Origin of the sequence: Streptomyces sp. NPDC008150 (genome assembly GCF_042956945.1) — a bacterium.
Taxonomy (GTDB): Bacteria; Actinomycetota; Actinomycetes; order Streptomycetales; family Streptomycetaceae; genus Streptomyces.
The window spans coordinates 33,643-55,543 of record NZ_JBIBHJ010000011.1; the positions used below are offsets into that span (position 1 = coordinate 33,643).

The window sequence follows — 21,901 nt, forward strand, 5'->3', positions numbered from 1 at the left end:
CCGCGCAGCGGGGGCCGCGGCCCCAGGCGGAGATACCGGCCCCGGCCACGCCCGAGCCGGCGACCCCCGCGCCCGAGCCGGGGACCACCCCTCGGGGGGAGACCGAGTCGCCCCGGGGCGGCAGCCGTCCGGCGCCCCCGGCCGTCACCGCGCCCGGTGCCGGGAGCCCCGCCGTGGCGGCGTCCCCCGGCACCGCGCACCGGCCCGAGCTCCCGGCAGCGGGCCGCACCCCGCCCACCACCGAGAACCGACCCGGAGCGGACCAGAACATGACGAAGACACCGCAGCCCCTGCTGGAGATCCGCGGCCTGTCCGTGTCGTACCGCACCCGGGGCGGCACCGTCCCGGCCGTCCGGGGTGTCGACCTCGACGTGTGGCCCGGCCAGGTCACCGCCGTGGTCGGCGAGTCCGGCTCGGGCAAGAGCACCACCGCGCACGCCGTGACCCGTCTCCTCGCGGCCAACGGACGTATCGACTTCGGCACCGTCCGCTTCGGCGGCCAGGACCTGGCGACCCTCTCCGAGGCGGAGCTGCGCCTGGTGCGCGGCGCCCGCATCGGACTGGTCCCGCAGGACCCGACCGTCTCCCTCAACCCGGTCAGGCGCATCGGCGACCAGGTCGCCGAGGTGCTGCTGGTCCACGGCCTGGCGACCCGCCGCGCGGCCCGCGAGGAGGCGGTCGCCGTCCTCGACCGGGCCGGACTGCCGGACGCCGCCGTCCGGGCCCGCCAGTACCCGCACGAACTCTCCGGCGGTATGCGCCAGCGCGCGCTGATCGCCGTCGCCATCGCCGCGAACCCCCGCCTGATCATCGCCGACGAGCCGACCAGCGCCCTCGACGTCACCGTGCAGCGGGTCATCCTCGACCACCTCCAGCACCTCACCAAGACTTCCGACACCGCGATCCTGCTGGTCACGCACGACCTCGGGGTGGCCGCCGACCGCGCCCAGCGGCTGGTGGTGATGTCCCAGGGCCAGGTGGTGGAGGCCGGCGAGACCCAGCGGGTGCTGTCCGACCCGCAGCACGAGTACACCCGCCGCCTGCTGGCCGCCGCCCCCAGCCTGGCCGGCGCCCGCCCCCTGCGGGCCCCCGTCTCCCGTCCCGCCGACGAGCCCGCCCCGCTGGTCGAGGCCCGCAACCTGGTCAAGGAGTTCCGGCTCCCCCGGGCCGGCGGCGAATCCCGCACCCTGCGCGCGGTCGACGACGTCAGCCTCACCCTCCGCCGCGGCGAGACCCTCGCCCTGGTCGGCGAGTCCGGCTCCGGCAAGTCCACCACCGCCCGGATGGTGCTGCGCCTCGCCGACCCGACCTCCGGACAGGTGTTCTTCGACGGTGAGGACGTCACCACCGCCCGCGGCGCCCGCGCCCGCGCGCTGCGCCGCCGCGCCCAGCTCGTCTACCAGAACCCGTACGCCTCCCTCGACCCCCGGTTCTCCGTCGCCGAGGTCATCACCGAACCGCTGCGCTCCTTCAAGGTCGGCGACCGTGCCTCCCGGCTCGACCGGGCCCGCGAACTGCTCGACCGGGTCGCGCTGCCCGCCTCGACCCTGGTGCGCCGGCCGGCCGAACTCTCCGGCGGACAGCGCCAGCGCGTCGCCGTCGCCCGCGCCCTCGCCCTCTCGCCCGACCTGGTCGTCTGCGACGAGCCGGTGTCCGCCCTCGACGTCTCCGTGCAGGCCCAAGTCCTCGACCTGCTGGCCGAGTTGCAGGCTGACACCGGAGTGGCGTACCTCTTCATCTCGCACGACCTGGCCGTCGTACGGCAGATCGCGCACCGGGTCGCGGTGATGCGGTCCGGCCAGATCGTGGAAACGGGCTCGCCGGAGGAGCTCTTCACCCGCCCCCACGACCCCTACACCCGCGAACTCCTCGCCGCGATCCCCGGCGGCAACGCCCCGGCCGCCGCCCCGGCGGCCACCCCTGCCGGCAAGACGCCCGCCCCCGCCTCCGGCGAGGCCCCCGCCGCCGAGACCGTCCCCACCGGCAAGGTCCCCTCCCCCGGCGGGACGGCCTCCCCCGGCAACGCGGCCTCCTCGGGCGGGACGGCCTCCTCCGGCGAGGCCGCCTCCCCCATCACCGGCACGGCCACCGCCCCCGCCGAGTCACCCACCAGCTGAAGGCGCCGCCCCATGAGCAACCCCGCCCTGTCCTCCCTCGCCTTCCTCACCCCCGGCAACTTCGCCGACGACGACCCCGCCACCGGCCTGGAGGAGACCCTCGCTCTCTTCGAGTACGGCGAGCGGCTCGGCTACGACGGCGCATGGGTGCGCCAGCGCCACCTGGAGCACGGTGTCGGCTCCGCCGCCGTCTTCCTCGCCGCGGCCTCGCAGCGCACCGAGCGGATCGAACTGGGCACCGCCGTCATCCCCATCGGCTACGAGAACCCCTTCCGCCTCGCCGAGGACCTGTCCCTCGCCGACGTGCTGTCCGGCGGCCGGCTCCAGGCGGGCTTCAGCACCGGCATGCCGCACGCCGACCTGCTGGGCGACGTCGTCCACGACGGCGACTGGCGCGAGTACGACCTGTCGTACGGCCGAATCGCCCGGGTCGTCGAGCACCTGCGCGGCGACTACCTCGGCGACCCCGACACCGTCATCCACTCACCCGGCAACGTCCAGCGCCCCCGCCTCCAGCCGCACAACCCCGGTCTCGCCGACCGGATCTGGTACGGCGGCGGCAGCCGGCGCTCCGCCCGCTGGGCCGGCCTGCAGGGACTCTCCCTGCTGACCGGCAACATCGTCACCGGCGAGGACACCGACGACGTCGCCACCGCCCAGCGCAACCTGCTCGACGAGCACCGGCGCGCCCTGCCCGAGGGCAGCTCCGCCCGGGTCGCCCTGGGCCGGGTGATCGTGCCGCTGGACGGCGCCGACGCGGCCGGCCGCGCCCGTTACCGGGCTTACGCGGAGAGCCGCCACGCCAGGACCCTGGCCCCGCAGGGGCCCCGGCGGACCCTCTTCGCCCCGGACATCGTCGGGACCGCCGACGAGATCGTGGAACGGCTCACCGCCGACCCGGTCTTCGGCGAGGTCGCGGAACTGCGGCTGGAACTCCCCTACGAGTTCCACCGGGAGGAGTACGAACAGATCCTGCACGACGTACGGCACCTGATCGCCCCCGAACTGGGCTGGCGTCCCGCCCCCGGGCAGGGCGAAGAGGGAGTGGCGCCCCCCTCCGAGCTCGTCTCCCTCTCCGACGTCCGCGCAGGCGGCCACGGGAAGCCGGCTCCGTGGCAGTGACTTCTCCCGCACGACGGCTGCGGTCACAGCAACCGATCAGCGACCTGCCGGTCAGGTGGCTCGCGCCGCGATGGTTCGTGCGCACTCCATCGCCTCCGCGTGCGTAGTGTCCACCTCCAGGTCATAGGTCACGCCCTGGTGGACCACGTCCGCCTGGGACGCGGCCATCCCGATGGTCCGATCGCCTCGTGCCGCCTCGCGGGCTGCGGCAACCGCGGCGTCACACCTGACGCCGACCCACAGCAGGGACTGTAAAACGATCGGTGTAACTCCTGATCAAGGAGGATGCATCGATGACCAGCGACAACGCGACCGAGGCCGAACCCGTCGAGCCGTTTGAGGCGGAGCCGGCGAAGTCTGTGGACGACCGGCTGATTGACGAGCTGGTGGGCCGGGCTCAGGCCGAGGGTCTTCAGCTGACCGGCGAGGGTGGGCTGCTGCAGCAGCTGACCAAGCGGCTCCTGGAGTCCGCTCTCGAGGGCGAGATCACCGACCATCTCGGCTATGACAAGCACGATCCGGCTGGGAAGAACGGCGGCAACTCACGCGCCTGCGGCTACCTCAGCGGCCGGCCGGATCGAGATCGTGTACTGGTTGACTGTGCGTCGTGACCGAGATGATCGAAATACCAGATGCAGAGGCTGACTGGGAGCCCGCGACGGATCTCCAGGCAGGTGGACGCAATCCGGTGCGGCAGGCGTCCATGTTCCAGAGCGCAACCTGGCCGTTGAGCTCGCTGGCCCTGCTCTCAGTGGACCTGGAGGCGGTGGCGCGGCGGCTGAAGCTGACTCTTGAGACCTCGTGGGACGGGCGCGGCAGTGTGCGGGCGGCGTTCTTCGTGCTGGACGGGACGGACTTCGTCGTCACCCACCACGAGGGAGACGCTCCGGGAACCCACGTGTGGACCCGCAAGGGTGGGCCTGTCGATCCGGCCGCCCGCGCGGGCGTCCTCCTCGCGGCTCTCGGCGTGGGGCCGGAAGCGGTCTCGTATTCCGTCTGGGGGGTCGGCACCGACCTGAGGCATGTGCCCGCTGCCTGGAGCCGCGGCCGGGGCAAGCCGACGCGGTCGCACCAGGACCTTTGGGCCGACTTCAAGAGGAGCCCTGAACTGTTCGTCGGCCGTGTGAGTTTCGGGGCGGTGGTCGCGTTCCTCTACGGCTACGACATCGCCTCCGACAAAGCCCTGCTGGACGGGTTCAGGGAGTGGCTCGCAGCCAAGCTGGGATACGGCAGGAACCTGGTGTACTGGGTCTTGGCCGAAAAACTGCTCTTTCCCGACGGCCGCCCCGAGGAGCCCTGGTCACCCGAGACTGAGCAGCACGCAGTGGCCGGCCTGATCGGCCTGCTCGACGGGTACTTCGACCACCTCGCCAGTGATCCGGAGGAACGCAGGCGATCGGAGGTTGATCGCTGATCGCACGTGGGGGCAAGTTCCGCTGAAGCCTGCGTCGTCCCGGCAGTGCGCGGGAGGGCCGCGAGCGCTGATCGACTTCCGCGACGCCCTCCGGGCGGAAGCCGCCGACCACACGGATCGGGTGTGGGGCCGCTGGCAGGAGGAGGTGTTCTTCCACCGCCACCTGGCCGCCGGAGGGACCAAGGACTCGCACGACACACCGCGGAAGGCCTCGGACTACCGAACACAGCCGCACCTGCCACAACGATCCCGCACCGACCGCCGGAGGACCAGAACTCCGAAAGACCACTCCTGCCAGCAGCGACGGGCAGCGCGCACACCTGGAGGGCATCGGCGTCGTCCCGCCGGCCCCAGAGCCGAGGCTCCCGCGAAGGCGCCCACAGCGGCCCTGAGCGCCTTCCAGAAGGGCGTCGCGGCCCTCACGCAGTACCAGGCCCGGGAGGGGCTGATGGTCTCCAGGGGGCACGTCGAGCGCCTGGAGGACGGGACGGGACGGAGGTTCCGGCTCGGGGTATTTCTGAGCAAACAGCCAGACACCGAGCCAAGTTTGCCCCCGACAAGCTCGCCGTGCTCGCCGCGCCGGGCATGGAGTGAGCGGGAGCGGTGTCGGCCGCCGAGGCCGTCCCGCCGCCCCTCGCCCCGCAGTCGGCGGCACCGGCGAAGCGGAAGCACCACGAAGAGTGCGACAAGACGCACTACGAAGGCGGGACCCGCACCTGCGACCTCATCGAGCGGTACGGACCGAACAATGAAGGCGACGACTACTACTGAACCTGCTCCCCCACCGTGACCGTCCCCCGGGCCATTGGAGGCCCGGGGAAACGGCAATCCAACCGTACCTAAGGGTTGTCCCGTAACTGCTGGTCATGGTACGGAAACTGCGTGGCTGACGGGTTCACGGTGCCGGTATCGTCCGCTCTCCCGTCCCGCCGTACCAGCGGCCCACCGTTCAGAGAGCGATGCAGATGACCAGCCAGCGAGCAACGACGACCCTGTGGCGCCCCACCGGCCCCAAGGAGCTGGATCTGGTTCGGGAGCTGAACTGGCGTGCCTGGCCGCCCCGGCTGCCGGAGCAGCCGATCTTCTACCCGGTCCTCAACGAGGACTACGCGGTCAGGATCGCGCGGGACTGGAACGTGAAGCACGATGGCGCCGGCTTCGTCACTCGTTTTGAGGTCGAGTCGGAATTCTTGAGCCGGTATCCCATCCAGCAGGCCGGTGGGCAGACGATCCTCGAGCTCTGGGTGCCGGCCGAGGAGCTGGACGACTTCAACGCCCACATTGTCGGCGAGCTCCAGGTGATCCACGAGTTCCGCTCAGGCAAGGGGCCTCGCTGACGGGGCAGGCCTTCCGATGCGATGATCTTGGCGTGGCTGGTGTGATCGCGGCGTCGGAGCCGCCTTGGACAGCCGCATTCACTGGGTTGAGCCCGCGCCAGTTCTGGAAGTTGGTGACGGTTCTGCGGCGCGGGGGTGCGGACGCAGCCCGTAGGGGCCTGCCCTGGATCCTGCCCCTGGAGGACCGGGCCCTGCTGATCGCGGCCTACTGACGCGCGAACCTGACCATGCGCCAACTGGCGCCACTGTTCGGGGTTTCCAAGTCGGCGGCGGACCGGATCATCGACCACCTCGGGCCAATGCTCGCGCCCCAGCCCCGCAAGCGGTTCGCGAAGGACACCGTGCTCATCGTGGACGGCACCCTGGTGCCCGCCCGCGACCACACCGGCGCCGAGCAGTCCAAGAACTACCGCTACTCCACCCAGCCACCAGGTCGTCGTCGACGCCGTCACCCGGCTCGTCGTGGTGGTCGGCCGACCTCTGCCGGGCAACCGCAACGACTGCAAGGCGTGGGAGGAGTCCGGCGCGAAGGCTGCCGTCGGCACAACCATGACCATCGCCGACGGCGGCTATACGGGCACCGGGCTGGTGATGCCCCACCGGCGCCGCAAGGGCGAGGAACTGCGCGACTGGAAGCAGGCTCACAACAAGGCCCACAAGCAGGTCCGCGCCCGCGTCGAGCACGTCTTCGCCCGCATGAAGACCTGGAAGATCCTCCGCGACTGCCGCCTCAAAGGCGACGGCGTCCACCACGCCATGCTCGGCATCGCACGGATTCACAACCTCGCCCTCGCCGGATAGACCACCCACCGCACGGCAACCCACCCTGCCCGAAGCCACTCAGAGATCATTACGGGACAACGCTCAGGACTCCGCCCGGGGTCGGCAGGACCGTCTGGGGAACCGTCCGGGACGCCTCCAGCTCGCGATGAAGCCCTCGGGCAACGCAACCGACCAGGACGCGGCGACCTCCTTGAGAGGATGCCCTTCGTCCTGCCGGACGGGAGCCCCAAGCAGGGGGACGAAATCGCTGTCGGTCTTCACCTGGTCTCCTCCGGCGGAAAGGCCTCGCGGTTGAAAATGGCGCCGCCCACCGCCGACGGCTGACGGCCGACCAGGGACTGGCCCAAGGCCCCACCAGCCACACCGGCCGGTGACAACTACAGCCGTCGCCGCGCACCAGGCCGACCGCCTGGTGGGGGTCAACTCGAACCGTTCCTCGGTGGGGCGGAGAACTCATCCGTGTACGCCGACAGTGCTGGCGTGGGAACTATGACCGTCGTCATCGAAGGGCAGCTGTGAACGTCTGACGGTGGTCCACCAGCCAGGTCTGCATGCGGTCCCAGCGTTCCCATCCACCACGCTCGGCCAACGCCCGGAGATAGACGAGGTCTCCGTCGGCCACGCGGCGGGCGACGAAGGCCCGGCGGACCTCCGTGGCCTGCTCGATGACGCCGGGCAACTCGGCGCGGTCCCCCGCCGAGAGGCCGTAACCGTCGGCAAGAATCCGCAGCCGTGCGGCCGCATCCTGCCCGTGCGGATAGAAAGCGGCCGCGGACCCGGGATCGAGCATGGGCACCCAATAGCGGGCGGTCATGGCGAAGTCCCAGAGGGCACGGCCCGGGGCCGCCAAGTCGAAATCGATCAGGGCCGCGGCACGACCGTCGCGGAAGACGACGTTCTCCGGGCACACATCGTTGTGGCACAACATCGTTCCCCCTCCGGGTCGGCGAGGTCCGGGGGCGGCCACCCGGCGCGGGTGTCGACCGCGACGGCCACGCTGGTCTCATGCAGACGCCGCAGCAGGCTTCCCACCGATTCGAGGGCAGAACTTGTCATCGCCCAGTCCGGGAACGGCGGCATAGCTACGTCGCCAGGGATGAAAGTAAGCTGCTCACGGCCATCCGCGGTGAGACCGACGGGGGTCGGCGCCGCGTCGAAGCCGTGCTCCTTCAGCGCAAGGAAGTGGGCATGGAGGGCGCGCGCGTTGCGCGGTGCTGGTCGCTCCACCAACTCCCCTCGGCGGAAGACTGCCCCCGCATTCGCCATGCCGCCGACCAGCGCCTCGTCTTCCGTTGTCATGAGGTCACGCTATCGCCGGATCCACCCCGTGCGGGCCGGGCTGCCGACGACGTGGATCAGCTCACGACAGAACGTGCGACGCGGAATCCCACGTCGTCGACCTGGAAAGTCGGGTGGCTGCGGCGCCGCGTGGAGGCCCGGCAACTCCAGTGCTCATCGAACCAACCACCGCCACGGAGCACCCGGTAGGCGCCATAGACCTCCGCGTCGTAGACATCCCAGCACCAGTCCCAGACGTTGCCGAGCATGTCGTAAAGCCCCCACGAGTTGGGGCGTTTGCCGCCCACCTCGTGGATGCGCTCGTGCGAATTACCGCGGTACCAGCCGATCTCGCCGAGATCCCCGTAGTGCGGCCCGGTCGTCCCGGCACGGCAGGCGTGCTCCCACTCGGCTTCGGTCGGCAGTCGATACCCATCGGCGGACGCGTCCCACTCGATGTCTTCGGCCTCGGCACGGAAGTGGTACACGGGCGCGAGGCCGGCGCACTGGGACAGGGCGTTGCAGAACCGCGCCGCGTCCCACCAGGAGACGCACTCGACGGGCAGCTTCCTCAGGGGCGGTCCTCGGCCGCTGGCCTGTGATCTGTGCGTACAACGCCTGGGTGACTGGGAATGCCGGAGTTGGTAGGACGCAAGTCGACCGACCAACTGCGCTGTGTCCGCCGGTCCGACAGCGTCACCTGCCCTGGCGGGATGGCGACCATCTCGTTCCCCGTCATTACGTCCATGATCGGGAGATCCTAACGAGGCCTGCCATCGCGAAACGACAGAGCCGCCAACGGTTGTCCTTGGCTGACACGAATCTGCAAGTGGTCATCCTTCAGTGACACAGACGGCCATCAATCATCCTTCAGTGGCAATCGATCAACATTCACTGGCACAGGTCAGCCCCGGCCCCCGTGCCCGACCGCCAGCCCCTCGATGAGCACGCCGCCGCTTCCGCCCGCGCCTACGCGGCCGACCAGCGCGCGCGAGTCGACGTCCCCGCCTCGGTGCTGGAAGACATCGCCGCCCACGGCTACCCGTCACCGCAGACGGGAGCGCTGTGGGAGGAAGCCCGCAGCGCCCACCTGGACCGACTCGCCGGTGAACAGCCCCGTGTCGCCTGACCACGCCCCACGCCGCTCCCAGGTCGTCCTGGTGGAGCCGCACTGAGCCAACTGGCGAAGCTCCACGGCGCGCGAGACACCCGGTGGACCGCGCGATCGTCGCGATCGGCGTCAATCCCGAGCTGGGCACCCTGCTGCGCGACTACGTCGACGACATCGACGGGGTCCGCGTTCCTCTACTACGTCACGGCCCTTCGACCGACTGTGCGCAGCACGGTCACGTAGCAGACGACGCGGACCTGCTCGATGTCGTCGGCGTACTCGCGCAACTGGGGGCCGGTGGCGTCCGGTTGGCCGGGGAGCATGGCTCCGATGCCGGGGTCCACGGAGATGGCGACCACGGCGCGGTCCAGCGCGTGCACGGCTGATTCCGTGGTGATGGCTTCGAACTGCTTGGCAGCGGTGTCGGAGAACGTGATCCGGGCGCGGCGTGGCATGAGGCGACGGCCGGGCATTGCGCGACGAGGCGGGCGAGGTGCGCCTCGCGGATTTCTCTTCAGGGGGTGCAGTCCTCGGGAGCGGGCAGGCCGTTCTCCGCGATGTCCTCCAGGACGGCGGCGAGGCGTTCGGCGTTGGCCCGGGTACGCGCGGCGTAGGCGCGGACCGCGTCGGCCGCCGCGGGCTCCATGCGCTGCCGATCCGTGGTGGCCGGCTGTTCGTCCATGGATGCCTCCCCGGGGGCGTGCGGTGTCACGGTAGCGGCGCACCCGGAACACGGGAGCCGTTCGAGCCGCGCGGGCGTCAGGCGCCCGAACGTGTCACGCGGGGCGGCGGATGCCCAGCGTGCGCTCGAAGACGACGGCGAGGGTGCCGATGAGCCGCTTCTCGTCGGCGCGGGTCATCGGCGTGGTGGAGAACTCGTACCCGGTGCGCCACAGCATCGCGAAGAGGACGTGCGCGAGGTCCTCGGGGCGGGGCGGCGGCGGGGCGAAGTGCCCGGCGCGCTGGCCGCGTTCGACGGAGGCCACGATTCCGGCCAGCAGGTCGTCCGTGATGCCGGTCCAAAAGCCGTTCAGAGCCGGATCGCTCTCGGCATGCAGCGACATCGCCCGCAGGACGGGCCCCTGGGTGCGCCATCGGTTCAGGTAACCGGCGATCGCCTTGCGCAGGTCCGGGACGCTGCCGTCGGACTTGGTGTGGAATCCCGCGACGGTGGTCCGGATCTCGTCGGTGATGCGCTCGGCAAGCGCGAGCATCACCGCGTCCTTGGAGTCGAAGTAGAAGTAGAACTGCGAGCGGGAGATTCCCGCACCCCGGGTGAGGTCCTCCACGCTGATCGCCGCCAGCGCTTTCTCGGTCAGCAGGGTGTAAGCGGTGTCCAGGAGGGCGGCTTCCTTGAGGTCGCCCTTGCTGGGGCCGCGTCTGCGGCCGGTGCGCCCGGCGGGACCGCTCGGTGTGGGGGTCATCGGCGGCTGCCTCTTCGTTCTGGAAGGTGTGCCGGTTCGAGCCGACACGGCGTCGTGATTCTAGCCGGGCGGGTGCCGATGTACAGGTGACGAAATGGGGCCGTTGCTCTGTCCGATCCGCCGGGTGAACCACCTCCGCGTCCGAGACCGAGCCGACATCTCGTTGAAAAATTCCCGACACACTGTTGAGAAGTAACCGGCGGTAAGTCTACGGTTCGGCCATCGCTCCATGCCCGCCCCGTTCGCGATGGGAGAGCCGCCCATGCCCCTCAAGTCCCCTGCACGACAACGGAGTCGTGACGGCCGCCGCACTGCGCCACCTCCTACCCGTGCCGCTCCTGGACGGGACTTCGTTCGCCGCGGCGTCCGGATCCTCCTCGTGGCCGCCGCCGTGTCCGCTTCCTGCCTGACCGGGCCGGCCTCCCCCGCCGCCCATGCGGACGACACGTCCCGCCAGCCCGTGATGAGTACGTCACTGGGGACTGCGGCGGGCAGCCTCGCCAACGCCACCGACGACAGCACAACGTCCGCCTGGACGAGTGACCGGGCGCCCACCACCGACGACTGGATCAAGGTCGACCGGGGCGCCGTACTGCCCCTGCCGACCGTGGCACTGTCGATGACCAGTCTGTTCCACGGTTCGGCACGCATCTCCAGCGGCATCGTGGAGGTGTCCAAGGACAACGCGACCTGGACCGAAGTCGGTTCGTTCGCCGACAGCAACGAGGTGCGGCTGACCGTGCCGGCCGGCACCGCGGCCCGCTGGGTGAGGGTGCGGCCGGCCGTGAATCAGACGCACCCGCTCGTCCTGCGGGACTTCCTCGGCATCGTCCCGCAACCCGGTCAACCCGCCTCAGGGCCGGGCGGATCCGACTACACCCACGATTTCCGCGTCACGAGCGGCGGCAGCGGGTCGAACGGCTGGTACGTGTTCGAGCCGACCGGCCCCACCCCCGCTTCCGCACCGGTCACGGTCATCACCCATGGCTACGGCGACTACTCCGGCTACAAGATGCACGAGGCGCTGATCAAGCACACGGTCCGCAAGGGCAGCATCGTCATCTACCCCCGCTGGCAGACCTCCCTGATCACCCCGTGCGCCGGTCCGCTGGACGCCACCCCGTGCCGCAACGCGGCACTCGCGGGGATCCGCGGCGCTCTCGACTACCTGAAGGCGGATCCCTCCCGGGTGCAGCCCGAACTCGACAAGGCCACCTACTTCGGGCACTCCTTCGGCGGGATCATCACCGCCAACCTCGTCAACCGCTGGCAGTCCCTGGGCCTGCCCAAACCGCGCGCCGTGTTCCTGGACGAGCCCACCGACGCCGGCGGCGGCACCGAGCCCACCCTGGACGCCTCCCTCACCGGCATACCGGCGACCACCAAATTCGTGTGCTTCCTCGGCCAGGACGGCGTCATCAGCGAATCCGGCAAGGCCGGCGCCAGCTGCAACACGATCTTCCCGCTGCTGACCCAGATCCCCGCCCAGAACAAGAACCTCGTCCTGGCCTACACCGACAACCACGGCACCCCCGGACTCTCCAGCGCCCACGGCGTGAGCCAGGGAGGGCCCAACGCCGCCGTCGACGCCCTGGACTACAACCTCATCTGGCGTCAGTGGGACGCCCTGCGCCACGCCGCCCTCGACGGCACCGACACCGACATCGCCCTGGGCGACACCCCCGAACACCGCTTCCTGGGCTACTGGAGCGACGGCACACCGATCCGCGAGCCGAAGATCCAGAACACCGCGCCCATCGCCCCGTAAGCCACCGCCTCGGGCTCAACTCCCGTTCCTCAGCTGCCTGCCACGCCCACTCCCCCGCCCCGAAGGGACTCCGCCATGCCCACGCCCGCCACACCCGAGAACGCTCCGGGCCGACCGACCGGTCCGAACCGGCGCACCCTGCTGGGCGCCGCCGCCTCGGCCGGCGCCGCGCTCGCCCTCACCACCCCTGCGGCCACCGCCTCCGCCGCTTCACGCACGAACGCGTCGGCCTGGCCGCAGCAGACGCTGAGCGGCTCGGCGACCCGCGAGGTGGCACCGGACCAGTTCATGCCGCTGAGCCAGATGCACACCTGGCAGGAAGCCATCGACGCCATCGGCCTGCGCGCCACCGGCACCCGCTCCCACCACGCCTACATCGACGACCTCGCCGCCCGCATGGAACGGGTCGGCATCCGCAACGTGACCACCGATCCCGTCCCCCTCAACCGCTGGCAGCCCTCCGCCTGGCAACTCGACGTGACCGGCGGCCAGAACGCCGGACCGGTGAACGTCTCCTGGTACGTGCCCTACTCCGGCAACACCGGCCCTCAGGGCATCACCGCACCGCTGTCGCTGAAACCCGTCAAGGGGGCGATCGGCCTGGTCACCGTCAAACCGCCGTCGCTGCCCTACGGACTCATCGACCTCATCAACTGGGACGCCCCCTCCAGCCCAAACATCCCTCCGGCTACAACCCGTTCGCCACCTACGACCGCACCTGGTTCGCCGGCAGCAGCCTCGTCACAGAACTCGACCAACACAAGAAAGCCGGCGCCGCCGGCGTCATCGTCATCCTCGACCTGCCCGCCGAGGCCGCCGAAGGCCAGTACCTGCCCTACGACGGCATCATCCGCGACCTGCCCTCCCTCATCGTCGACCGCGACACCGGTGCCACCCTCACCAAAGCCGCCAAGGACGGCGCCACCGTCCGACTGCGCCTGGAAGCAGACGTCCAGGAGATCACCACGCCCAACCTGTACGGCATCATCCCGGGCGCCTCCGACGAACTCGTGATGATCCAGTCCCACACCGACGGCACCAACGGCCTGGAGGAGAACGGCACCGAAGCCATCCTCTCCATGGCCCACTACCTCGCCCGCATCCCCCGCAACGAACTTCCCCGCTCGATCCTCATCGTCATGAGCACCGGCCACATGTCCGGCCACGCCATGGGCACCGAAGCCTTCCTGCGCAAACACACCGACGACCTCGTCGCCCGCACCGCCGCCGCCATGAGCCTCGAACACCTCGGCGCCCGCCCCTGGCTCCCCGACAAGAACGGCACCTACCGCCTCGGCCCCGGCTACGAGACCGGCCTGTGCTTCGCGTCCCCGCACAAGGAAATGATCAAAGTCGCGCGCACCGCCCAGGAACGCTCACAGGTCGACGGCAACCGCGTCCTGCGCCCCTTCATGCCCGACACCATCAGCGGCGAATCCCCCAACGGCTTCTGGTGGCCCGGCGACGGCGAAGGACTGTGGCGCGTCTCCGCCCTGCCCTCCATGCAGTACATCAGCGGCCCCGCCTACCTCCTCAGCTCCGGCAAGCCCGTCATGGACTTCATCGACACCGCCGCCGTCCGCCGCCAGGCCATCGCCTTCACCGACGCCGCACTCGACCTCACCCGCATCCCCCGCGCCCAACTCAACAAGCGCCGCTGGGACGACCCCGGCTCTCTCCCGCACCTGCCCATCTGACCACCCCCACAGACCAGCTGTCGTATCCTCACCCGGACCATGACCTGCCGCCCGTCGACCGGCACATCCCGCACCGTCCGGGTGTGATACCCGTAAACCCTTTTCATCGCGATCCCGCAGACCGGAACGTCCCGGGGCCGGGCCGAAACCCAAACTATCTCGCCACCATCCGCCACATCCTCGACGATCAACGGCGACAAGCCCGAAAACGCTTTCCCTGCAGCCCGTTGGCATCATGCACACTCAATGATCGCCGGCGAGAACGCACCGCCACCACCAACTACGGAACAGACCCGAACGATTTACAGCCCCTGCGGAACCGCCTCCCGGCGATAGCAGTCGGCTCGGGGAGGATGGGGCCATGTTGAACCAACCCGTGCTGGTCTACGACGGTGACTGCGCCTTCTGCACGACCTCGGTGAACTTCGTGACCCGACGGCTTCGTCCGAACTGCGCTGTCACGGCATGGCAGTTCGCGGACCTCGCCTCCCTCGGGGTCACTCAACCACGCGCCGAGCGCGAGGTGTTGTGGATCTCGCCGCAGGGCACTGTGCACGGCGGCGCCCAGGCCGTCGCCAAACTGCTGCTGCGCAGCGGCGGGTCCTGGGCGTGGCTGGGCGGTCTGCTCGAACTGCCCCCGGCGCGCTGGTTCGCGCACGGTATCTACCGGCTCGTCGCCACCAACCGAGCTCGGCTGCCCGGGGGTTCACCTGCCTGCGCACTGCCGGCCGACCGCGGGCCCGGTGCGCGTACACCCCAGGGGCGCTGAGGAGGACAGGGACGCCTCCGGGTGGCGTCCCTCTCGGGAGCACCCTAGTGACGACCGTGTACCGGTGGGACGGCGTGACCGCCCTGCTTCGGTACCGCGCCCCGCTGCCGGACCTCCGGCGCTCCCGGAGACCCGACGGGGGCGGCCGAGGGTGGCTATGGCGGGTGGTCGTCCGGCAGCAGATTCTCCCCACCCGGGCGAAGAGGAATGTGCCTACACGGCATCACGCCTCGGCGTTCAGTCCTTCATGGCGCGGGGCCCTGGCTCGCGGGCGAGGGGGCTGCGACGGGCTCGATTCTCCCCGCGGGAATTTTGCTGGTACTTCAGGGCTGAAATGGGTGCCACTGCACCCCGTGAAGACGGGGGCGGTTCCCGGGCCAGCCACGGCCGACCCACCGAGCCCCGACCAGGGGCGGTACCGCCTGCCTCGAACCTGTCGGAGATGTTCAGCCTCGTCGAGACGGGCAGCGTCGTGTTTTCGCGCCCCCTCGGTTGCCCGGCGATATACGCGACCAGACATCGCTACCGCCCTGTCGGCGACGCCCCGAACTCCACCCTGGCCATCGCCTGGCCCCAGGACGCGCGCTCACCGGCCGTCGCCGCCTTCGTCCGCGCCGCCTGCGCCGTCGCCTGCGCCCAGCGCACACAAGAGGAACCCCTCAGACAGACCACCACCGAGCCCCACGGCTGCGACACGGAAGCTGGACAGCTGAAGATCTCGGACTCCGTACCGGTCGGGGCCCCTCGGCCACCGGCCCGCCGCAGGACGGGAACCTGCGGCGGCCCTGTCGGCGCCTACGTCGCGTGGGTCAGGGGTCAGTCGTGGGGCGGCCGGCGCGTCCCCTGCATCACCGCATTGAGCGCCGAGGAAGTCCGGCAGCCCCAGATCCCTCGCCGCCCCGGAGCACGCCGGTGGGATATCGGATACCGCGACGAGGTGCCCGCTGTCGACCGGCAGCGCGAGGCGTTGTGGGAGAGCGCGGGATCGCGCCTGGGCAGGGTGAGCCGCAGTGTCGCCGGAATCCTGTTCGACCCCAGGACCCTTCAACCCTTCCCCAGCCCGCACGCCAACGACAGGCAACGCCCACTTCGTGCCCGTCGACGACGAGGCGATCCGGACTGGCCAACAGGCCGTGAACCGATCCCAGGCCAAGACCCGCGCCCTCGTCGAACAAGCCTCGGCAATCCTCAAGTCCTGGCGGCTACTCCGCACACTTCGCTGCTCGACCACCCGCATCACGGGCCTCGCCCAGGCCGTGCACACCCTGCATCACGGCAGCTCAACCGTAGATTGAAAAAGCCTCACGGTCTGATCTTGGGGTCAGACCTGTTGGATCAGCATCACGGTGGCAAACGCCAGAAAAATCACCCCTGTCACCCGTTGCATGGCGTATCCCTTACTGGTGGGCTCGGTCCCTTCAGGATTTTTGACCCAACCACGCTGCATGCGACTGTTCAACCGCCACAACAACTGGGGGCGTATGACCTGGACCAACCCCATGACAAGAAACAGGCACAGGAATACGATCACCATTTCGACTCCTTGCTATCAGAAGCAGCACACACCATCAAACTTAATCGGCACCAACCGGGGGACCTGACGCTTCTTCAGTAAAACAACGGGTCACACGGAGCACCCGCCGCATCGCTTTATTCTTCATACGGACCACGGAAAGGGGGTATTCCATTCCCGTGTGATGCGTCGCCTGCCGGGAGGTTCCGAGTGGTCGACCGTGGAGATTCGTCGCCTGCCGCGTTGACTAATAGCGATCGCAGTTACAACGGCCATGATCGTCAGCAGAAATTATATGAACGCCGTCGTGGCCCACGCAGCAGAATGCGACCGCGCTAAAACACCGGACAATAGTCGGAGCCCCCTAGCTTCTTCTCTTGTTACGGAAAGCGAGCCATACAGAAACGCAGACAACGTCGCATACTCCTGCAACCAGCAGAAGTGGGTAAGCCGCCCCCCAACCGGCCTTGATACCGAGAAAAGCGGCAAGCGCATAGCAAATCATCGACGACGCAACCACGGTCCATGCGTTCCTTTTTATGGCCGCTTGGCTGCCGTAGGCCCGTGCAAAAAATCGTGACACGTCCCCCACCTCTTCCAACTGGTGTAGTCGGCACCTGCCGGCGGAGGCCTGCAGTGCCCACTCGACTCCGTCTCGCTGAACCTTCTGAGCCCGCATACCCGGCCCCGACAGCTTTATTGGCCAAGTAGCTCTACATTCAGGGCGGTTGATGACCTACGGCACCGCCCAGTCACAAGGGAGGGTCGGCGCCCATCGCAAGGCTGTCCCGGCTAACCGGCCGCACGCTCCGTTCCCGGTGGTAGGCACTTGCGACCGCCGGTTGCGCCTTCCAACCCGTCGCCTCGACCTGGGACAACCCTGGGCCACATCGGCCAGGACCGTGGGCGGCTCCCCCAGGGGCTCAGCGTGAGTGCGGCTGCTGGTTCCCAACCTTTCCGACGCGTGCCCGAATCCTCGTTGCGACGAGAACGACACCGACGTAAACGACGGCCAGCACTAGGCAAATCCATCCTTGAGTGATGCCATTCACCAACATCATGACCCCTGCCACACAGGTGACGATCGAGAACATCACGGTGAGGACTGCATTGCGGCGGATCGCAGACTCCGACCCGTAAGCTGCCTTCCCGAACCTGCCCATACTTCTTGCCTCCCCTATGCCGACCCGACACCCGGATCAACAGGAAACCCATCGCCGGGACAGCAGGGACTGGATTTTCAACGCGGCCCCGCACCCTGCGAAAATTACCCCCACAACGCCAGGGGCCGGGTCACCACTGCGGCCCGGGCGAGCAAACCCCAAACCCTACGACGGTGAAAACGGCAGAGAAAACAAGCGTCCTCTTGAGCGCGACGCCTACCAGCAGATTTCCCATTTCGCTGACCACTGGCACCCCGCCTCGGTGGACAAACCGACGATGTGCACACCCGCACTTCGTACCCGTCCGTCAGAAATCAGATTCCCGGCCACGAACACCTCAGGTCCCCCGGAGGGGTTTCAGACCAGTACTGCTGCCCAGCCCGTCAGACGCCGACTCCGACATCACTGGCCACGCCTACGCCGCCAGAAATCCCGTGCGCTCCTGGACTGCGCCCAACCTTTCAGCATGACGAGCAACCCGGTGATCACTATGAGAAGCGCTCCGATGAACGCGTGCATCCTGCCTCCAGTGCCTCGATGCGTGCCCTCTGTTCGCACTCTCGTGCTCGCCTACCCGGACATGCCAGGTTCACCGACCAACTGGCTTTGCTGCTGCGGTAGTTGCTTGACGACGGCACTGTCGATCGCAGCAACTGCTCGTCGTCGCTCACGCTCACCAGGCCGGCAAGCGGCCTTCAGAATGCGCTCGTTGCTGATCCGCTCCACCCCGCGACCAGTCAGGCCTGCAACACGCCCGGGTGGCGGGTCGCGCAGGGCGTCGCCCGCTTCTCTCGGAGGAAGACCCACACCTGGGCGGGATCATCCACCGGCGCAGCCCGGTGCCCTCGGCCACCGGGCAGCCATGCATGTGGAGCACGAGGACCCTGTGTTCCCGCCCGTCGTACGGCAGCGTCTGCAACAGACCTCCCCGCGCCGGGACCGCGTTGCTCCTGTGCAGAGCCGGGTGGAGCCTGTGCGTCGACCGGCCGGACCACTGCGGCGGGGTCGTTGGCCCCGCGCGGGCCACCACCGACCCTCCTCGACCTTCACGGCATCATGGAGGTCCGACCGTGAAGGAGCGCCGCCCGTGCGACTGGTTTCGGACCCTGTGTTCGGTGAGGTGGATATCACTGCCTCGGCGGAGGAATTGGCCGGCCTGGCATACGCGGTGGCCGAGGGCGAGGGGTTCATCGGCTCCGTCCCAGCACAAGGCGGCGACGCCTTGGCAGGCATCGAAGCCAGAAAGACTTCCGGTCCCGGGGTGCGGATCGAACTCGACGCCTCGCGGCGGGTCCTGGTGATCAGCGGCGATCCCGGAGCCAGGGCCGTCCTCGCAGACAACCTGAAGGGCATCGCCGGCGCCGAGGCGGGCGCTCACATCCACATTGACTACTTCCCCGAGCACCCCTACCTCGTCGAAGGGTCAGTACCGATCGTGATCAACAGTCCCCACGGAGCCATACCGACCCGATGAGCCGACGTGTCGCGGACTCACGGCATGTGGAATCGGTATCGGTGACGCCGTTCAAGCCTCAATGACACCGGACAGCGTGCACGGGTCGAGAAGCGCGCACATGCGGCTGCACTTCCGAGCAGGGGCCACCGCCCGCAGCACGGGTTGCCGTCTATTGACGGGTCTCACTCACACCGGCTACGTCCTCCACGCCGGGATGCCGTCAGTACGGGACCGGTATACCTACGCTCCCTGCGCAGAGGTCAGGCAGAAGGTGCGCAGGGTGCCGACGCGCGCCGCACACGGGTGGTACCCAAAGGCAGCCTGTCAAAGGGACCGCGCCTCACAGAACCTCCACGCCGCCGGCAGCACGACACCGCCAAAGCCATCCCCGCAACCGCAGAGAGCAAGCGGCTGCGGGCGGCGCGCTGTTCGCGGCCGGGGACCATCCCCGTGTACGCGGGGAGCACCCCTAGCAATAGCCGTCCACCGTGGTGCCGGCCGGAGCGAGGTTGGGCCAGGGATGTCCGGCTCTGTCGGAGGCAGCGGACCGTAGGAGGTCGAGAAGAGTGCATCCCGGGTAGCCCCGGAAACTCGCGTAGGTGCCTCGGTAATAGCAGTTCCAGTAGCTCACGACCCGCCGTTGAGTGCGCGCGAAAAAGGCAGGGTTGTCCACGATGAACTGCCCGTAAGCGAGGTGGCCGCGGGTGCCGGGCGTGGCGAGATCACGGAGTTCGTCGCAGATGACAACCAGGATCTCGACAACGTACTCGCCAGCCAGTTGTACGACGAAGGGGACGACCCATGGGTCCGTGGAACCAACGACATTCTCCAGGTGACGCTGCCTGACCACCCCGTCGCAGTGTCTTGAGTAAAGGCAATGCAGAAGCTGCCGTTGGCGCGACGAAAGCGACGCCACCGCGTCGGTCGACGGCTCGTCGTTGTAGAGGCGCCCCGGGATCACAACCTGCTGGTCACCCACAGCGACCGAAAACGGGGCATGCGGACGGAGCCGAGAAGCAGGCATCACCGCCAGGACCGCTTCGGCATCGCTTGCAAGCTTGGCCGGGAACGCTGTGATCAACGGGTTGCTGCTGTCGGAATGCTGCTGCACGAGCCGAGCATAGGCGGATGCCCCGGCCGGGCACCCAGCATCAACGGCCCCACCATCCGCTCAACCCGGCGAACCTAGGAGGTCAGAGCACCCCGGTCCGTCTTCACAGGTCATCGGGTGATGGTTCACGGTGGGGTGCTACGTCACCATGAACTCTTCGGCCGGGAGGGGGAGTTACCCGCCCCGCCTATCCCCCGGGCCGTGACCGACCGTCCGCGTTGTGGAAGATCGACAGGTCGTCAATGGGACGGTCCACAGGATCAGGACCGGGGTTTCCAGGCGTGACCTGCCGAAACTTCACGGACCATCGAAGACGGTCCACACCCGCTTCCGTCGCCGTACGCCGACGGTCTGGTCACCCGGGCCCTCCAGTAGATCCAGACCTACGCGCCCAGGTCATCGCCGACAGGGCCCACAACTCCCGAGGCTCCCGCACCCACCTGCACAAACGCGGCAACGCCTGCACCATCCCGGAGAAGACTGACCAGCAACGACACCGCCACAACCACGGCCGTCGCGGCGACCGCCCACCGCCCAGCGCCCACCGGTCCTCGACCGGCGCATTTACCGCCGCCGAACCTACTCGGGCACTGACCTTCCAGGGGTGGGATCAAGGCTCAGGTAGCGGTGCCCGCCGGGGCGTTGCCGGTGTGCGGCGCGGTCGCGGTTCGGGGCAGGACCAAGTAGGTCAGGGCCAGGCCGCCGAGGCTGAGGACGGCCCCGGCCAGGCCGGTCCAGCGCAGCGCGCCGGCGGCGACGATGGCCCCGCCGAGGGCAGAGCCGGCGGCGGCGCCGAGGTTGAAGGCCCCGACGTTGGCCGCGACGGCCAAGGTCGGGGCGGAACCGGCATGGCGCAGGATCAGTCCCTGGAGCGGGGCAATGGTGGCGGTGGCCAGCAGGCCGAGGACCAGGACCGCAAGCACGGCGGTGGGCTGCCGGGCGGCGGCAAACGGCATGACTGCCAGCACGCCCGTCAGGCCGCCGAACACCCCGCGCACCGTGGCGGACATGGACCTGTCGGTCAGCTTGCCGGCGGCCAGGTTGCCCAGAAAGCTGCCGGCGCCGTAGGTGAACAGCAGGGCGGAGACGGCCGCCGGGGAGAAGCCGGCGACGCGAGTGAGCAGCGGCACGATGTAGGTGAAGACGACGGCGACGCCGGAGAAGCCGACCGCGGTGGTTGCGATGGCCAGGAGCACCGGTTTGCGGATCACCACGCGCAGCTCGTCGCGCACGGTGGTGGACGACGCCTGCTGCCTGGGCAGCACCAGCGCCAACAGCGCAACGGCGGCCAGGGCCAGCGCGGTCAGCACCGCGAACGGGGCCCGCCAGCCGGCCGCGTGTCCCAGCAGCGAGCCCAGCGGTACCCCGAGCAGGGTGGCGACGGTGAACCCGGAGGCCACAGTGGCGATCGCCGAGCCGGCCCTGTGCTCGGGCACCGCGCTGGTGGCCATCACCAGCGCCAACGCCAAGAACGCGGCGTGGCTGAGCGAGGAGACCACTCGCCCGGCCAGCAACATCGTGAACGAGGAGGCCAAAGCGCTGAGCGCGCTGCCCGCGGCGAACAGCAGCATCAGCCCGAGCGCCAGAGGCCTGCGGGGCAGCCGTGCGGTCAGCATGGTGACCGCGGGCCCGCCGATCACCACACCGAGCGCGTAGGCGGTCACCGCCTGCCCCGCGGTGCTCTGCGGTACCTGCAGATCCGCACCGACCTCGGGCAGCATGCCCGCAACCAGGTATTCCGACGTACCGACAACGAAGACGCTCGCGCACAAGACCGCGAGCAAAGCGGAGTTCTTACTCATGACGAGGAAGCTAGAGTCTCACATCGGTGTGAGAGT

19 protein-coding genes and 6 pseudogenes are annotated in these 21,901 nt (G+C 69.1%); 15 read left to right on the top strand and 10 right to left on the bottom strand.

The genetic code is table 11. The features are described from left to right. The first annotated feature begins 269 nt into the window (after nt 1-269). Together ACFZA0_RS25145 and ACFZA0_RS25150 are read left to right on the top strand one after the other, a co-directional pair. A complete protein-coding gene (locus ACFZA0_RS25145; protein WP_391020920.1) occupies nt 270-2,117 on the top strand; it encodes a dipeptide ABC transporter ATP-binding protein in 1,848 nt (615 codons plus the stop codon). A gap of 12 nt (nt 2,118-2,129) precedes the next feature. Continuing rightward, on the top strand, nt 2,130-3,239 hold the full coding sequence (locus ACFZA0_RS25150) for an LLM class flavin-dependent oxidoreductase (protein ID WP_391020922.1): 1,110 nt from the start codon (nt 2,130-2,132) through the stop codon (nt 3,237-3,239). A gap of 51 nt (nt 3,240-3,290) precedes the next feature. Here ACFZA0_RS25150 and ACFZA0_RS25155 read toward each other — a convergent pair. After that, nucleotides 3,291-3,485, bottom strand: a pseudogene (locus ACFZA0_RS25155) (chloramphenicol phosphotransferase); the annotation flags it as partial. A 47-nt stretch (nt 3,486-3,532) separates the two neighbouring features. Between ACFZA0_RS25155 and ACFZA0_RS25160 the strand changes: the two are divergent. From ACFZA0_RS25160 to ACFZA0_RS25180, 5 genes and pseudogenes are all read left to right on the top strand, one after another. Further along, a pseudogene (locus ACFZA0_RS25160) lies at nt 3,533-3,787 on the top strand (IS256 family transposase); the annotation flags it as partial. A gap of 59 nt (nt 3,788-3,846) precedes the next feature. Then, complete coding sequence (locus ACFZA0_RS25165) at nt 3,847-4,653, top strand: hypothetical protein (RefSeq protein ID WP_391020924.1); 807 nt, start codon at nt 3,847-3,849, stop codon at nt 4,651-4,653. Nucleotides 4,654-5,256: 603 nt separating this feature from the next. Continuing rightward, nucleotides 5,257-5,424: a hypothetical protein gene (locus ACFZA0_RS25170; RefSeq protein ID WP_391020926.1), complete on the top strand. Its 168-nt coding sequence runs from the start codon at nt 5,257-5,259 to the stop codon at nt 5,422-5,424. 188 nt (nt 5,425-5,612) lie between these two features. Continuing rightward, nucleotides 5,613-5,990 carry a hypothetical protein gene (locus ACFZA0_RS25175; RefSeq protein WP_391020927.1) on the top strand — a complete coding sequence of 126 codons (378 nt, stop codon included), beginning with the start codon at nt 5,613-5,615 and terminating at the stop codon, nt 5,988-5,990. 32 nt (nt 5,991-6,022) lie between these two features. Then, nucleotides 6,023-6,791, top strand: a pseudogene (locus tag ACFZA0_RS25180) (transposase). Between the two features lie 481 nt (nt 6,792-7,272). On the opposite strand, the pseudogene ACFZA0_RS25185 reads toward ACFZA0_RS25180, so the two are convergent. Together ACFZA0_RS25185 and ACFZA0_RS25190 are read right to left on the bottom strand one after the other, a co-directional pair. Next, nucleotides 7,273-8,072 (bottom strand): annotated as a pseudogene (locus ACFZA0_RS25185) (phosphotransferase). Between the two features lie 56 nt (nt 8,073-8,128). After that, nucleotides 8,129-8,719, bottom strand: a complete 591-nt coding sequence (locus ACFZA0_RS25190; RefSeq protein WP_391020929.1) for an SUMF1/EgtB/PvdO family nonheme iron enzyme — start codon at nt 8,717-8,719, stop codon at nt 8,129-8,131. 251 nt (nt 8,720-8,970) lie between these two features. Between ACFZA0_RS25190 and ACFZA0_RS25195 the strand changes: the two genes are divergently transcribed. After that, on the top strand, nt 8,971-9,180 hold the full coding sequence (locus ACFZA0_RS25195; RefSeq protein ID WP_391020931.1) for a hypothetical protein: 210 nt from the start codon (nt 8,971-8,973) through the stop codon (nt 9,178-9,180). Nucleotides 9,181-9,359: 179 nt separating this feature from the next. Here the strand turns inward: ACFZA0_RS25195 and ACFZA0_RS25200 are convergent, their stop codons facing one another. The 3 genes from ACFZA0_RS25200 to ACFZA0_RS25210 form a co-directional block, all read right to left on the bottom strand. Further along, entirely contained in the window at nt 9,360-9,617 is a 258-nt protein-coding gene (locus ACFZA0_RS25200; protein WP_391020933.1) for a hypothetical protein, read from the bottom strand. Nucleotides 9,618-9,676: 59 nt separating this feature from the next. Continuing rightward, the gene (locus ACFZA0_RS25205; protein ID WP_391020935.1) at nt 9,677-9,844 is read right to left on the bottom strand and encodes a hypothetical protein; all 168 of its coding nucleotides are present in this window, start codon (nt 9,842-9,844) and stop codon (nt 9,677-9,679) included. Between the two features lie 94 nt (nt 9,845-9,938). Continuing rightward, nucleotides 9,939-10,586 (bottom strand): TetR family transcriptional regulator, encoded by a 648-nt coding sequence (locus ACFZA0_RS25210; RefSeq protein WP_391020936.1) that lies wholly within the window; start codon nt 10,584-10,586, stop codon nt 9,939-9,941. Nucleotides 10,587-11,049: 463 nt separating this feature from the next. Between ACFZA0_RS25210 and ACFZA0_RS25215 the strand changes: the two genes are divergently transcribed. The 3 genes from ACFZA0_RS25215 (at nt 11,050) to ACFZA0_RS25225 (ending at nt 14,051) form a co-directional block, all read left to right on the top strand. Then, nucleotides 11,050-12,354, top strand: coding sequence for a discoidin domain-containing protein (locus ACFZA0_RS25215; RefSeq protein ID WP_391020938.1), 1,305 nt, complete (start codon nt 11,050-11,052; stop codon nt 12,352-12,354). Between the two features lie 75 nt (nt 12,355-12,429). After that, entirely contained in the window at nt 12,430-13,368 is a 939-nt protein-coding gene (locus ACFZA0_RS25220) for a hypothetical protein (protein WP_391020940.1), read from the top strand. Then, the gene (locus ACFZA0_RS25225; RefSeq protein WP_391020942.1) at nt 13,368-14,051 is read left to right on the top strand and encodes a hypothetical protein; all 684 of its coding nucleotides are present in this window, start codon (nt 13,368-13,370) and stop codon (nt 14,049-14,051) included. The genes ACFZA0_RS25220 and ACFZA0_RS25225 overlap by 1 nt, the downstream gene beginning before the upstream one ends. A gap of 20 nt (nt 14,052-14,071) precedes the next feature. Here the strand turns inward: ACFZA0_RS25225 and ACFZA0_RS25230 are convergent. Next, nucleotides 14,072-14,227 (bottom strand): annotated as a pseudogene (locus ACFZA0_RS25230) (transposase family protein); the annotation flags it as partial. Between the two features lie 185 nt (nt 14,228-14,412). Here ACFZA0_RS25230 and ACFZA0_RS25235 point away from each other — a divergent pair. Beyond that, a complete protein-coding gene (locus ACFZA0_RS25235; RefSeq protein WP_391020944.1) occupies nt 14,413-14,820 on the top strand; it encodes a DCC1-like thiol-disulfide oxidoreductase family protein in 408 nt (135 codons plus the stop codon). 1,118 nt (nt 14,821-15,938) lie between these two features. After that, nucleotides 15,939-16,115, top strand: a pseudogene (locus tag ACFZA0_RS25240) (IS5/IS1182 family transposase); the annotation flags it as partial. A gap of 26 nt (nt 16,116-16,141) precedes the next feature. Here ACFZA0_RS25240 and ACFZA0_RS25245 read toward each other — a convergent pair. After that, a complete protein-coding gene (locus tag ACFZA0_RS25245) occupies nt 16,142-16,354 on the bottom strand; it encodes a DUF6199 family natural product biosynthesis protein (protein WP_391020946.1) in 213 nt (70 codons plus the stop codon). Nucleotides 16,355-18,583: 2,229 nt separating this feature from the next. Between ACFZA0_RS25245 and ACFZA0_RS25250 the strand changes: the two genes are divergently transcribed. Then, nucleotides 18,584-18,970 (top strand): hypothetical protein, encoded by a 387-nt coding sequence (locus tag ACFZA0_RS25250; protein WP_391020948.1) that lies wholly within the window; start codon nt 18,584-18,586, stop codon nt 18,968-18,970. Between the two features lie 451 nt (nt 18,971-19,421). Here ACFZA0_RS25250 and ACFZA0_RS25255 read toward each other — a convergent pair whose 3' ends face one another. After that, on the bottom strand, nt 19,422-20,063 hold the full coding sequence (locus ACFZA0_RS25255) for a hypothetical protein (protein ID WP_391020949.1): 642 nt from the start codon (nt 20,061-20,063) through the stop codon (nt 19,422-19,424). 220 nt (nt 20,064-20,283) lie between these two features. Between ACFZA0_RS25255 and ACFZA0_RS25260 the strand changes: the two genes are divergently transcribed. Next, the gene (locus tag ACFZA0_RS25260) at nt 20,284-20,547 is read left to right on the top strand and encodes a hypothetical protein (RefSeq protein ID WP_391020951.1); all 264 of its coding nucleotides are present in this window, start codon (nt 20,284-20,286) and stop codon (nt 20,545-20,547) included. Between the two features lie 133 nt (nt 20,548-20,680). On the opposite strand, the gene ACFZA0_RS25265 is transcribed toward ACFZA0_RS25260, so the two are convergent. Continuing rightward, entirely contained in the window at nt 20,681-21,865 is a 1,185-nt protein-coding gene (locus tag ACFZA0_RS25265; protein WP_391020953.1) for an MFS transporter, read from the bottom strand. Nucleotides 21,866-21,901: the final 36 nt, after the last annotated feature.

Excerpts from the sequence above, each read along its gene's own strand:
- ACFZA0_RS25150 (WP_391020922.1), top strand. The coding sequence starts at position 2,130 with ATGAGCAACCCCGCCCTGTCCTCCCTCGCCTTCCTCACCCCCGGCAAC.
- ACFZA0_RS25225 (WP_391020942.1), top strand. The coding sequence starts at position 13,368 with ATGATCCAGTCCCACACCGACGGCACCAACGGCCTGGAGGAGAACGGC.
- ACFZA0_RS25220 (WP_391020940.1), top strand. The coding sequence starts at position 12,430 with ATGCCCACGCCCGCCACACCCGAGAACGCTCCGGGCCGACCGACCGGT.
- ACFZA0_RS25200 (WP_391020933.1), bottom strand. The coding sequence starts at position 9,617 with ATGCCACGCCGCGCCCGGATCACGTTCTCCGACACCGCTGCCAAGCAG.
- ACFZA0_RS25235 (WP_391020944.1), top strand. The coding sequence starts at position 14,413 with ATGTTGAACCAACCCGTGCTGGTCTACGACGGTGACTGCGCCTTCTGC.
- ACFZA0_RS25175 (WP_391020927.1), top strand. The coding sequence starts at position 5,613 with ATGCAGATGACCAGCCAGCGAGCAACGACGACCCTGTGGCGCCCCACC.
- ACFZA0_RS25145 (WP_391020920.1), top strand. The coding sequence starts at position 270 with ATGACGAAGACACCGCAGCCCCTGCTGGAGATCCGCGGCCTGTCCGTG.
- ACFZA0_RS25215 (WP_391020938.1), top strand. The coding sequence starts at position 11,050 with ATGAGTACGTCACTGGGGACTGCGGCGGGCAGCCTCGCCAACGCCACC.
- ACFZA0_RS25245 (WP_391020946.1), bottom strand. The coding sequence starts at position 16,354 with ATGGTGATCGTATTCCTGTGCCTGTTTCTTGTCATGGGGTTGGTCCAG.
- ACFZA0_RS25265 (WP_391020953.1), bottom strand. The coding sequence starts at position 21,865 with ATGAGTAAGAACTCCGCTTTGCTCGCGGTCTTGTGCGCGAGCGTCTTC.
- ACFZA0_RS25210 (WP_391020936.1), bottom strand. The coding sequence starts at position 10,586 with ATGACCCCCACACCGAGCGGTCCCGCCGGGCGCACCGGCCGCAGACGC.
- ACFZA0_RS25205 (WP_391020935.1), bottom strand. The coding sequence starts at position 9,844 with ATGGACGAACAGCCGGCCACCACGGATCGGCAGCGCATGGAGCCCGCG.